General features: G+C 70.4%; 9 protein-coding genes. 7 read left to right on the top strand and 2 right to left on the bottom strand.

Translation table 11 applies throughout. The annotated features are described in order from the left end of the window. Positions 1 to 95: 95 nt before the first annotated feature. Genes Q7A36_RS36175 through Q7A36_RS36160 form a run of 4 tightly spaced genes read left to right on the top strand, consistent with a single transcriptional unit; the run spans position 96 to position 3,475 of the window. Entirely contained in the window at positions 96 to 845 is a 750-nt protein-coding gene (locus Q7A36_RS36175; RefSeq protein ID WP_305108652.1) for an IclR family transcriptional regulator, read from the top strand. Between the two features lie 20 nt (positions 846 to 865). Beyond that, positions 866 to 1,432, top strand: coding sequence for a carboxymuconolactone decarboxylase family protein (locus tag Q7A36_RS36170; RefSeq protein WP_305108651.1), 567 nt, complete (start codon positions 866 to 868; stop codon positions 1,430 to 1,432). After that, complete coding sequence (locus tag Q7A36_RS36165) at positions 1,429 to 2,472, top strand: amidohydrolase family protein (RefSeq protein ID WP_305108650.1); 1,044 nt, start codon at positions 1,429 to 1,431, stop codon at positions 2,470 to 2,472. Before Q7A36_RS36170 ends, Q7A36_RS36165 begins: the two co-directional genes overlap by 4 nt. 34 nt (positions 2,473 to 2,506) lie before the next feature. After that, complete coding sequence (locus Q7A36_RS36160) at positions 2,507 to 3,475, top strand: Bug family tripartite tricarboxylate transporter substrate binding protein (protein ID WP_305108649.1); 969 nt, start codon at positions 2,507 to 2,509, stop codon at positions 3,473 to 3,475. 23 nt (positions 3,476 to 3,498) lie between these two features. Here Q7A36_RS36160 and Q7A36_RS36155 read toward each other — a convergent pair whose 3' ends face one another. Beyond that, complete coding sequence (locus Q7A36_RS36155; protein WP_305108648.1) at positions 3,499 to 4,434, bottom strand: LysR substrate-binding domain-containing protein; 936 nt, start codon at positions 4,432 to 4,434, stop codon at positions 3,499 to 3,501. A gap of 148 nt (positions 4,435 to 4,582) precedes the next feature. Here Q7A36_RS36155 and Q7A36_RS36150 point away from each other — a divergent pair, with 148 nt between their 5' ends. Genes Q7A36_RS36150 through Q7A36_RS36140 form a run of 3 tightly spaced genes read left to right on the top strand, consistent with a single transcriptional unit; the run spans position 4,583 to position 8,513 of the window. After that, positions 4,583 to 5,599 (top strand): tripartite tricarboxylate transporter substrate binding protein, encoded by a 1,017-nt coding sequence (locus Q7A36_RS36150; protein ID WP_305108647.1) that lies wholly within the window; start codon positions 4,583 to 4,585, stop codon positions 5,597 to 5,599. An 11-nt stretch (positions 5,600 to 5,610) separates the two neighbouring features. After that, entirely contained in the window at positions 5,611 to 6,432 is an 822-nt protein-coding gene (locus tag Q7A36_RS36145) for an enoyl-CoA hydratase/isomerase family protein (RefSeq protein ID WP_305108646.1), read from the top strand. Further along, positions 6,429 to 8,513 (top strand): acetate--CoA ligase family protein, encoded by a 2,085-nt coding sequence (locus tag Q7A36_RS36140; RefSeq protein ID WP_305108645.1) that lies wholly within the window; start codon positions 6,429 to 6,431, stop codon positions 8,511 to 8,513. Before Q7A36_RS36145 ends, Q7A36_RS36140 begins: the two co-directional genes overlap by 4 nt. Before the next feature lie 427 nt (positions 8,514 to 8,940). On the opposite strand, the gene Q7A36_RS36135 is transcribed toward Q7A36_RS36140, so the two are convergent. Then, positions 8,941 to 9,783 (bottom strand): tripartite tricarboxylate transporter substrate-binding protein (locus tag Q7A36_RS36135; RefSeq protein ID WP_408903910.1); only part of this gene is annotated, 843 nt, incomplete at its 5' end.

Raw genomic sequence — 9,783 nt, 5'->3', positions numbered from 1 at the left:
TCCCTCCCGGCCCTTTGCACGGCTACCGGTATCACTCGACATCCATCCTGTGCAAGCCACTTCCATTGTGCGGAAGGTAGGATTAAAGAGGCAGCGTGAAGAGGAAACCGACCGATCCCTCGAAGCCGGCCGCCGTGGCCTCGCCGCGCGAAGCCACGGAAGCCGAGGGCAATGTGCGTGCGGTGGATCGCGCGCTGGCCATCCTGCAGTCCTTCGGGGACGGGGACGCGGCCCTGCCGCTGGTGGAGGTCGCCCGCCGCGCCGGGCTGCACCTGACCACCGCGCTCCGGCTGCTCGGCACGCTCGAGAGCCATGGCTTCGTGCAGCGCGCCGCCGCGGGCGGCTATGCGCTCGGGCCGCAGTTGCTGGTGCTGGGCGAACGCTTCCGCCGCAGCCTGCGACTGGAGGACCAGGTCATGCCCGCGCTCGACCGGCTGCGCAGCGAGAGCCAGGAAAGCGCCGCCTTCTTCGTGCGGGAGGGCGACCGGCGCCGCTGCCTGTTCCGCCAGGAGAGCCCGCAGCCGGTGCGCACCGTGGCGCAGGTGGGGGACGTAGCGCCGCTCGGCATCGGCGCCTATGGCCGCGCGCTGGTGGCCCTGGACGGCGAGCCGCGCCCGCGCCTGCCCATCGTCAGCCATGGCGAGCGCCTGCCGGAGGTCGTGGCCATCGCCGCCCCGGTGCTGGATGGGCGCGGCACCGTCGCGGGCGCCCTCGGCATCACCATGCCGCGCTACCGCTTTGATCCAGCGGCCGAGGCGCGCTGCCTGCCGCTCGTGCTGCGCGAGGCCGCGGCCGTGACCCGCGCCCTCGGCGGCGATCCCGCCCCGATCCTAGCGCTCGCCTGACACGACAGAGGAGAGTCCGCATGTCCCGCCTTGACCTGCCGCCCGAGGCGGCGATGACGCCGGAGCAGCGCGCCGCCTGCGCCGAGGCAGTGGCCGGCATCCGCGGCCGCGTACCGGCGCCGATGATCGCCTGGATCCGCAACCCCGAGCTGGCCGCGCGCGGGCAGAAGCTCGGCGAGTTGCTGCGCTACCAGACCACGCTGGAGCCGCGCCTGTCGGAACTCGCCATCCTGGTCTGCGCCCGGCACTGGACCTCGCACCACGAATGGACCGCGCACAAGCGCGAGGCGCTGAAGGCCGGCCTGGACCCCGAGGTCATCGCCGCCATCGCCGCCCGCCGTGCGCCGGCGCTGGCCGATGCGCGGGAGCGGGCAGTCTATGATGTCGCCTCCACCCTGCTGGCCAGCGGGCGCGTCCCGGCGCCGCTCTACGGCCAGGGCCTCACCGCGCTGGGCGAGCGCGGCATGGTCGAGCTGGTGGGCATCCTCGGCTACTACTGCCTGGTCGCGCTGACGCTGAACGCCTTCGAGCTCGGCCTGCCCGGCAGCCTGGCCCCGGAACTCGAAGATCCGGAGCACCGCGCATGAGCAACTCAGGGCATCAGCACCAGATCCCGGTGTGCGAGGACTGGCTGGCGACGACGCGGGAGGAGGCGTTGGACCCGGGCCAGCCGATCATCGACCCGCACCATCACCTCTGGGACCAGCCGGGCTGGCGCTACCTGCTCGATGAGTTGCTGGCCGACCTGCGCAGCGGCCACGATGTGCGGGCGACCGTCTACGTCCAGTCCTCGCGCTCCATGCTGCGTGCCGAGGGGCCGCCGGCGATGCGCGCGGTGGGCGAGACCGAGTTCGCCAACGGCGTCGCCGCCATGTGCGCCAGCGGCCATTACGGCGATGTGCGGGCTTGCGCCGGCATCGTCGGCGCAGCCGACCTGCGGCTGGGCGATGCGGTGCGCCCGGTGCTGGAGGCGCATCTCCGTGCCGGCGGCGACCGCTTCCGCGGCATCCGCCACATCGCCACCTGGGATCCCGACCCGGCGATGCTGAACCCGGCCTACCAGCCGGCCGAAGACATGCTGGACAGCCCGGAGTTCCGCGTCGGCTTCGCCCGTCTCGCGGAGCTCGGCCTCAGCTTCGATGCCTGGCTCTACTTCCACCAGATCCCGCGCCTGGCCGCGCTGGCGCGCGCCTTCCCGCAGGTGCCGATCGTGCTCAACCACTGCGGCGGTGTGCTCGGGATCGGCCGCTACGCCAGTCGGCGGGATGCAGTGTTCGCCGAGTGGTCGGCCAACCTCCGGGACCTGGCCGGCTGCCCGAACGTGATGGTCAAGCTCGGCGGGCTCGGCATGCGCCTGCCCGGCTTCGGCTTCGAGGCGCGGGACCGCGCGCCCTCCTCCCTCGAACTGGCCGAGGCCTGGCGCCCCTGGATGGAGCGCTGCATCGAGAGCTTCGGCGCGGCGCGCTGCATGTTCGAGAGCAACTTTCCGGTGGACAAGGGCAGCTACGCCTACGCCGTTGGCTGGAACGCCATGAAGCGTATCGCCGCCTCGGTCAGCGCCGAGGAGAAGGCCGACCTGTTCTGGCGCAGCGCCGCCCGCTTCTACCGCCTGCCTGGCCTCGCCTGAGCGCCAGCCCGGGAAACCCCTGGAGGAAACATCGATGAGAAAGCGCCAGATCCTGGCCGCGCTGCTGGGCGCGCCCTTCATCCTGCCGGCCCGGGCGGAGGACGCCTTCCCGACGCGCCCGCTGCGCTTCGTGGTGCCCTTCGCCGCCGGCGGGCCGAGCGACATCGTCGCCCGCATCATGGCCCCGCATATGAGCGCGGCGCTCGGCCAGCCGGTAATCATCGAAAACCGCGCGGGCGGCGGTGGCATGACCGGTGTGGACGTGATCGCCAAGGCCGCGCCGGACGGCTACACCTTTGGCATCGGTAGCGCTGGGGCGCTAGCTGTCGCGCCGAAGCTCGGCCGCGGCACGCCCTACGACCCGCTGCGCGACCTGGTGCCGGTCACCCTCGGCGTGCTGGTGCCGGAGCCGCTGGTGGTACCCGCCGCCTCTCCCTACCGCAGGCTGCAGGACCTGATCGCGGATGCGAAGGCGCGACCCGGCGCCCTAGACTTCGGCACCACTGGCAACGGCTCCATGCCGCACCTGGCGGGCGAGCAGTTCCGTGCCGCAGCCGGTCTGGACATGGTGCAGATCGCCTACAACTCCGGCGGCCAGCTCGCCACCTCCATCCTGCGCAACGAGGTGCAGCTAGGGTTCGCCGACTTGCCGGTGCTCATCCCCCAGCTCCAGGCAGGTGCCATGCGGGCGCTGGCCGTCGGAACCAAGGAGCGGCTCTCCTGGATACCGGATGTGCCGACCTTCGCCGAACTCGGCCTTCCGGCGGTGGATGCCAGCAACTGGCACGGCCTCGTCGCCTCGGCGCGCATGCCAGTGGGGCCACTCGCGGCCATCCGCCGGGTCGCCATCGCTGCCCTGCAGGACAAGGATGTGCGGCAGCGGCTGCACGAGCAGGGAGCAATCCCGGGCGGCAACAGCCCCGAGGAGTTCGGTGCCTTTATGCGCAGCGAACTGGAGAAGTGGGGCGAGGTCATCCGCCGCAACAACATCCAACCGGACTGAGCGGCCGCGGACGGCTGCCCGGTTCAGCCGTCCGTCCCCGCCGCAGTGTCGAGTTCCGCAAGGATCCAGTCGCGAAACCGGCGCATGGCGACGGAAACCGGCCGGTGACGCGGCCGCACCAGGTAGTAGCCGCCCGGCAGTCGCACCGGCTGGCCAAAAGGGCTGACCAGGGCGCCCGAGGCGAGGTAACTCTGCACCAACACCTCGACGCCCATGGCCACGCCGCTGCCCTGCAGCGCTGCCTCGAAGGCCAGGGCGGAGCTCTCGAACTTCAGGCCCTTGCGGCTGTCCACGACCTGCTCTGCATCATTGGCACGCAGCCAGGTTTCCCAATCGTTCGGGCGGGCCAGGGAGTGCAGTAGTGTCAGGCCCATCAGGGTCTCGGCCGGCAGTCGCCCCTTGCGCCGTTTCAGCACGAGCGGGCTGACGACCGGCAGCAGGGTGATCGGGGTCAGGAAGTCGGCCTCCAGCCCCGGCCAGCCGCCGCCGTCGCCAGAGCGCACCGCGGCGTCGACGTCCTGATGGTCGAAGTCCACCGGGCTGACCGAGGCAGTCAGGCGAACCTCGATGTCCGGGTGCTGCTCATGGAATCGGGCCAGACGCGGGATCAGCCAGCGCTGGGCGAAGGTGGTGTAGGCCTGGATGGCCAGTACGTTGCGCCGCCCACGGCGGCTGACCTGCCCGGCAGCCAGCGCCAGCATGTCCAAAGCCTGCCGCACCTGCGGCAGTAGCCGGGCGCCCTCAGGGGTCAACTGCACTTCGCGCGTGCTGCGGATAAACAGCGGCGCCCCGAGCCACTGTTCCAGTACCTTCACTTGCCGGCTGATCGCCACCTGGGAGACGCCGAGTTCCTCGCCAGCCAGGGTGAAACTGAGCCGGCGCCCGGCGGCCTCGAAGCTGCGCAACGCATTCAACGGCAGGTGCGGCCGGATGGGGACAGGCGGCTGACGGGCAGGCATGGCGGTTCTGTTGCTGGACACATGCATAACATAGCGTTGGGCAATCCGGCCCAAAAAGCTGTTTGTCCGCGACTGAGAAGAAGCAGAAACCTGCCGCTCACGAGGAAACCGCGCCCGGCAAGGGGCCAGCTCAGGAAGCGGAACGGCTATGCGACATCCAGAGGCAACATCCCCGGTAAAGGGCGCCGTGCTCACGCGGCGGCAGGCCGCGCGCCTACTGACAGCGCTGCCGCTTGGTTTGGCGGCGCCGCGGCTGGCGCGGGCAGCAGGCTATCCAGACCGGCCGGTGAAGATCATCGTGCCCTTCGCTCCCGGCGGCGGCACCGATATTGTCAGCCGGGTGCTGGCCGAGGGCATGGCCCCGGCGCTCGGCCAGACGGTGCTGGTGGACAACCGCGCCGGTGCCGGCACCATCATCGGCTCCGAGGTGGTCGCGAAGAGCCCGCCGGATGGCTACACGCTGCTGATGGCGACCTTCGCCCATGCGGTGAACCCGAGCGTCCAGCCCAGCCTGCCCTACGACACGACGAAGGCTTTCGCGCCGGTAGCGCTGGTGGGCCTCTCCCCCAATGTACTGGTGGTGCCGTCGAAGGGTCCGATCCGCGACGTCCCCGGGTTGCTGGCGCGAGCCAAGGCAAAGCCGGGCGAACTGACCTACGGCTCCTTCGGCAATGCCACCTCGTCGCACCTGGCGGGAGCGCTGTTCTGCTACCTGGCCAAGGTGGACATGACGCATGTGCCCTACCGCGGCAGCGCACCCGCGGTGACGGACCTGCTGGCCGGGCGGATCGACATGATGTTCGCCACCGCCACGGGGGTGAGTCAACACGTGCGGGAGGGCCGGCTGCGTGCCATCGCCGTCACCTCTGCCGAGCGCTCCCCGGCCTTCCCGGACCTGCCCAGCATCGCCGAGGTGGGAGTGCCCGGCTATGTCGCCGAGAGCTGGTACGGTCTCTACGTTCCAGCCGGCACCCCGGCCGAAAATATCGCCCGACTGAACGAGGCCGCCAATGCGGCGGTGAAGACCGAAACCTTCACACGCTCGGTCGCCGAGGAAGGGCTGCGCCCGGTGGGTGGCTCACCTGCGGCACTCGCCGACTACGTGCAAACCGAGCAGGCGCGCTGGGCCGAAGTGGTGCGCGCCGCCAACATCAAGCCCGAATGATAGGAACTCCCATGCTCCAGGACATTGCCCAGGACGAGGCCGCCATTCGGCTCGAGGTCGAGGACGGCATTGCCACCCTGTTGCTGAACCGCCCCGCAGTGCGCAACGCCATCGATGACGCCATGCGCGCAGACCTTGTCGCGGTGCTCGACCGCATCTCCCGCGAGGATGCCATCCGTGCGGTGGTCGTAACTGGCGCCGGCAAGGCCTTCTGCGCCGGCGGCGACGTGCGCGGCATGAAGCAGCGGCTGGAGGCGCCGCTGACCCAAGTGGCGATCAACGGCTGGCGCCGCCAGCAGCGCACCCATCATGCCATCGCCGCGCTGCACGCGCTGGGCAAACCGGTGATCGCGGCGGTGAACGGTGCCGCGGCGGGCCTCGGCTGCGACGTGGCGCTGTGCTGCGACTTCATCATCGCCTCGGACCAGGCGAGCTTCGCCATGACCTATATCCAGCGCGGGCTGATCCCGGATGGCGGCGGCATGTACTTCCTCCCCCGCCGGGTCGGTCTCGTGCGCGCCAAGGAGCTGATCTTCTCCGGTCGCCGCGTCGCGCCGGAGGAAGCGCGCTCGATCGGCATGATCGACCGCGTCACCACCGCGGATAGCCTGCTGGCTGACGCTAGAGCCTGGGCGCGGGAGCTGAGCCAGGGCTCGCTGGCGGCGCTGGCGCTCAGCAAGTCCATCCTGGACCAGACCTATGAGCTGACGGTCGAGCAGGTCTTCGACATGGGCAGTCAGGCCCAGGCAATCTGCTACTCCACCCAGGAGCATCGGGACTCCATCACCGCCTTCCTGGCGAAATCTGCCGCCAAGGCCGGGAGGCCGTCATGACCGCCATCGGCAAGCTGCTCCGGCCGCGGAGCGTCGCCGTTATCGGCGCCTCAGCCGATTCGTCCCGGATGACCGGCCGGCCGGTGGGATACCTGCAGAAGCATGGCTTCACCGGTGCCATCTATCCGGTAAACCCGCGCGCCAAGGAGATTGCTGGGCTGCCCTGCTACCCGGATGTCGCCTCGCTGCCCGAGGCGCCGGATGCCGCCATCATCCTACTTGGCGCCGACAAGGTGGAGCCGGCCGTGCGAGCCCTGGCCGAGCGCGGTACCGCGGCCGCCGTGGTGCTCGCGGGCGGCTTCGCCGAGAGCGGTGGCGAGGGCGGCAGCCGGCAACAGGCGCTGAAGCAAGCGGCAGGTAGCATGCGGCTGCTCGGGCCGAACACGATCGGCCTCGTGAATCTTACCGACCGCATCACCCTTTCGGCCACTGGTGCCCTGGAGGTCGGTGATCTGCCGGCCGGGCGGATCTCGGTGGTGTCGCAGAGCGGCGGTATCCTCGGTTCGCTACTCTCCCGAGCAGCGGACCGCGGCATCGGCTTTGCCAAGCTGGTTGCCACCGGCAACGAAGCCGACCTCGACAGCACCGACGTGCTGGAAGAGTTGCTGGACGATCCGGCGGCCGACGTCATCGCCATGTACCTGGAAGGCTTGCGTCGGCCGGACCGCTTCCGCACCGCCGCGCAGCGGGCGGCGGAACTCGGCAAGCCGATCGTCGTGTTCAAGGTCGGCCGGTCCGAGGCCGGCGAGCGCTCGGCGTCCTCCCACACCGGCGCGCTGGCCGGAGCGGATCGCATGTTCGACGCGCTGTTCCGACAGCTCGGCGTCATTCGAGCCCAGACCTTCTCGGACCTGCTGGATATTTCCGCGGCCCTGGCCAGCGGCAAGCGAGCCGCCGGGAAGCGCATCGCCGTTCTCACCTCGACCGGCGGTGCCGGCACGCTGCTGGCCGATGCCTGCGGTATCACCGGCTTCGCGCTGCCAGAACCGGATGCTGCGACCGCTGGGCGCATCGCCGCCCTGCTCGGCGAGGACGAGAAAGCCGGGGCGGCCCGCAACCCGGTAGACGTAACCCTGGCCGGGGTAAAGCCGGAGGTGTTCCGCAGCGCCATCGCCGCGCTGCTGGACAGCCCGAGCTACGACGCGGTCGTCACTGTGGTCGGCTCCTCGGCGCTCGCCCAGCCGGACCTCGTCGCGGGGGCGGTAACCGAATGTGCGGCTCGCACTGACAAGTCTTTGCTCGTCTATGTGTCGCCACACGCGCCCCGAATCGTCGAGCTGCTGAACCGGCAGAGGGTGCCAGCCTTCACTGCGCCGGAGAGCATTGCCACGGTGCTGGAAGCCCTGCAGCGCCGTCCGGTGCTGTTCGCACCGGAATCGGCGGCAGCGCTGTCCGCCCCGGCGAACCTGCCGGTGGGGCCGCTGAATGAGGCGGAAAGCAAGGCGCTGTTTGCCGATTTCGGTGTGCCGGCGACGCGAGAATTCGCGGTAGTGGACGCCGCAGGTGCTGCGGCTGCGGCCGCGCAGCTCGGCGGCAAGGTCGTGCTGAAGATCCTGTCGCGGCACGTCGCCCACAAGAGCGACGTCGGCGGCGTCCGTGTCGGGCTGACCGCCGAGGAGATACCGGCTGCCTGCGCCGAGATGTTGGAGCGCCTGCGCCAGGCTGGCGCCCCGACACCCGAAGGCTTCCTGGTAGGCGAACTGGCGCGGGCCGAGGTGGAGATGATCCTCGGCTTCCACCGCGACCCGCAACTGGGCCCGGCAGTGCTGCTCGGGTTGGGCGGGGTCACGGCCGAGCTGTTCGAGGACAGCACCCTGCGCCTGCTGCCGATCGGCCGTACCGACGCCGAGGCGATGGTCGGTGAACTCCGTGCGGCGAAGCTGCTAGCCGGCTACCGCGGCGCGCCACCCTGCGACGTCCCAGCGCTGGTCGATGCTGTCCTGGCTTTCGCTCGCATGGCCGGGGCACTCGGGGAGCGCTTGGTGGAGGCGGAGATCAACCCCCTCTTCGTTGGCCAAGTTGGCCAGGGAGTGCGGGCGGTGGATGGCCTCGCAGTGCTGCAATCAGCCACGCCGGCGTAATCGTGGCGAGAAGAAGTGCCTTGTCCGACCGAGCTCCTCCTGCATGGGTTCGGCGGACACAGCATGCAACATTAGCGGTAACGGAACGGCTCCTAGTTTCCGTCGAACGGTCGAGATAGCCGTCTCGACGGGATAGCCGCTTCGGAGCACACATCTGCGGCGGCTGAAGGGCCGCTTTAGGCGCGAGGCCGTCGATCTTGTGCCCCCTCGCTAAATGGCCGCTTCACTCCCAGGAGCAGACCTTGGCGGGCCGGGCACGAAGGACCGCTCAGGGTCGGCAGCGGACATCCAACGCGGGCCACGGCGGACCTGCTGCACGCGCTACCGCGGAAGCGGCGGCCGCCCGGCTATGGTTGACCGGCCCCCGGAACTGCTTGGTCCGGCGAAGAATCCGCAGGCCCGTGCACAAGCAGGTTGCGGGTTTGCGTCAGTCCTCCGGCCGCCAGCCGGAGGTGGCGACGATCGGACCCCATTCGGCGATCTCCCGCCTCAGCCGGACCGCCGACCCCGCGGCGCCCTCGTGCAGCGGCACCAGGCCGAGGCGGGCGATGCCGGCCCGCAACTCCGGTAGCGCCATCGCCTCGGCCACAGCAGCGTCCAGCGCGGAGACGAGCGCCGCCGGCGTGCGGGCGGGCAGCAGCAGGCCTTGCCAGCCGCCTACCGCCAGCCGAGGGAAACCCACCTCGCCCACGGTCGGGATATTCGGCAGCGCCGGCACGCGCTCCATGGTCGCCACCGCCAGCATGCGCAGGGCCGTGCTGCCGTTGGCTAGCGGCACCAGTCCGGCCAGCGAGTTGATCGTGAGCGGGATCTGGCCGCCGATCGCATCCTGCACCGCCGGGCCGTCGCCGCGGTAGGCCACGGGTACCAGGCTCAAGTCCGCGGCCTTGGCCAACTGCAGGCCGAGGAAGTGCGGCAGCGTGCCCGCCCCCGGCGTGCCGAAGGGCACGCCGGGCTTGCCGCGCGCCCAGGCGACGAACTCCGCCAAGCTACGCGCCGGCGTCGCCGGCCCGGTGGCGAAGCCCATGTGGAACTGGCACAGCGTCGCCACCGCCGCGAAGTCCGCCACGGGGTCGTAGCGCAGGCGTGCGCCATAGGGAACTGCGGGTGTTGGAAGATTGAGCGGATCCGTCCCGGGCGCTTGGCGAGGCTGCGCATGTGGCTGATCGCCGCGCGCTTCAGCTGCGGTTTGCTGCGCGCCGGGGCCTTGCGCGGGACCGCCTGCTTGAGGTCGGCATTCACCCCCTCGACTGCGTTTCCATGCTGCCTC

Origin of the sequence: Paracraurococcus lichenis (assembly GCF_030657435.1) — a bacterium.
Classification (GTDB): Bacteria; Pseudomonadota; Alphaproteobacteria; order Acetobacterales; family Acetobacteraceae; genus Paracraurococcus; species Paracraurococcus lichenis.
The sequence above is the reverse complement of the archived record's forward strand: the minus strand, read 5'-3'. Positions and strand labels throughout refer to the sequence as shown.

Coding starts and splice junctions, on each gene's coding strand:
- Q7A36_RS36170 (WP_305108651.1), top strand. CDS start 866: ATGTCCCGCCTTGACCTGCCGCCCGAGGCGGCGATGACGCCGGAGCAG.
- Q7A36_RS36165 (WP_305108650.1), top strand. CDS start 1,429: ATGAGCAACTCAGGGCATCAGCACCAGATCCCGGTGTGCGAGGACTGG.
- Q7A36_RS36160 (WP_305108649.1), top strand. CDS start 2,507: ATGAGAAAGCGCCAGATCCTGGCCGCGCTGCTGGGCGCGCCCTTCATC.
- Q7A36_RS36155 (WP_305108648.1), bottom strand. CDS start 4,434: ATGCCTGCCCGTCAGCCGCCTGTCCCCATCCGGCCGCACCTGCCGTTG.
- Q7A36_RS36150 (WP_305108647.1), top strand. CDS start 4,583: ATGCGACATCCAGAGGCAACATCCCCGGTAAAGGGCGCCGTGCTCACG.
- Q7A36_RS36145 (WP_305108646.1), top strand. CDS start 5,611: ATGCTCCAGGACATTGCCCAGGACGAGGCCGCCATTCGGCTCGAGGTC.
- Q7A36_RS36140 (WP_305108645.1), top strand. CDS start 6,429: ATGACCGCCATCGGCAAGCTGCTCCGGCCGCGGAGCGTCGCCGTTATC.